Origin of the sequence: Flagellimonas lutimaris (assembly GCF_003581615.1) — a bacterium.
GTDB lineage: Bacteria > Bacteroidota > Bacteroidia > Flavobacteriales > Flavobacteriaceae > Flagellimonas > Flagellimonas lutimaris.
Genome location: NZ_QXFH01000013.1, coordinates 1 through 1,255, shown reverse-complemented (window position 1 = coordinate 1,255; position 1,255 = coordinate 1). Strand labels below are relative to the sequence as shown.

General features: G+C 55.5%; 1 protein-coding gene. It reads right to left on the bottom strand.

The window, feature by feature from the left end:
* Positions 1-49 precede the first annotated feature (49 nt).
* Positions 50-1,255: ribulose bisphosphate carboxylase/oxygenase activase (locus D2V08_RS18140; RefSeq protein ID WP_220473367.1), on the bottom strand; the 1,206-nt coding region annotated here is incomplete at its 5' end.

Genomic DNA, 1,255 nt, shown 5'->3' with positions numbered 1-1,255 from the left:
CAGCTAGGTTCCAATTTCCATTGCATAGGAATTGAGACAGTTTTTAAGTTTATGAAGCGAAGAAAGATCCACTCTCAATTGCATCCTTGTTAGCATCTCCAAGAGCAGCATCCTTCAAATATTTGTCAGCCAACTGCACCCTCTTCACATTCTCCTGCTCCTGCACCAGCATGTTTCCGTACTCCAGAAGCTTCTCCAACGTCATCGCCGGCTGCGCGAACGACGGGGGGCCGTCGCGCGAGTTCACCAGCTTGCTGCCGATGTTCTCTACTCCCACGTTGCTCACCCACTTCCTCACTTCGTCGTCGTACACTCTAGCCCTCAATGCACCGAAGAAATCGATGGACTGGCCGGGGAAGGTGTCGACGAGCTTGACGACGGCCTCCTCGGAGACTCCGTCGGTACGGAAGATACCCTTGCAGACACCGATACGGTCCTCACGGGTGGGGGCCCAGTAGAACTTCTCCATACGCCCGTCACGGATGAGAGGGGCGTAGAGGGTGGAGAAGTCGTTACCGGTGACGATGATGGGGACACGGGCGTTCTCCTGCTTGTTGTACATGCCGGGGAGCTGCACGTTGGTCGGGTTATCGGCGATGTTCATGAGCGTGGCGTTCACCATCTGGTTGTTCACCGTGTATTGGGTGGTGCCGCCCATACGCCCTGCTCCGGCGTCCAGATCGTTGATGAACAGGCAGCACATTTTCCCCTTCTTGATGATGTCCGCCGCCTCACGGTACCTCTGCCTGATCAGCTTCGCCGGCTCTCCGGCGTTCCCGCTCTCCAGCTCTCCGGCACTCATCATGATTGGGTTGATTCCCATCTTGCGGAAGACAAGCTCAGCCTGGAATGATTTACCCTGTCCTTTGCCTCCCCAGACACCCAAGATGAGAGGAATCTTGATGTTAGGCAATGTCATGAAGTTCTTGGAGAGATGGACGACAAGCTTGTCCATGAAGGAAGGGGCAATGTAGAATCCGTCCAATTTGTTGTCAAGATGGTCGTATGAACGAAGTCCTTGGCTGAGGTACTCGTAGGAGCTAAGGACGGGGTCGTGAGTTCCCATGCCGGAGGGAGCTTGGAAGAGAGGGTCGACCATACCCTTGCCCCTGGTGATGTCCTGTTGGTCGTCGGAGATATCCTCGATGAGACCCTTCCACCTGTCTCCATCGGTCTGCTTCTTCTCATCCACCTTATCAGCCGCCACCACCTTGAATCCGCCGGAGCTAGCCTTGGGGAGGCTGCCGGATTTCGC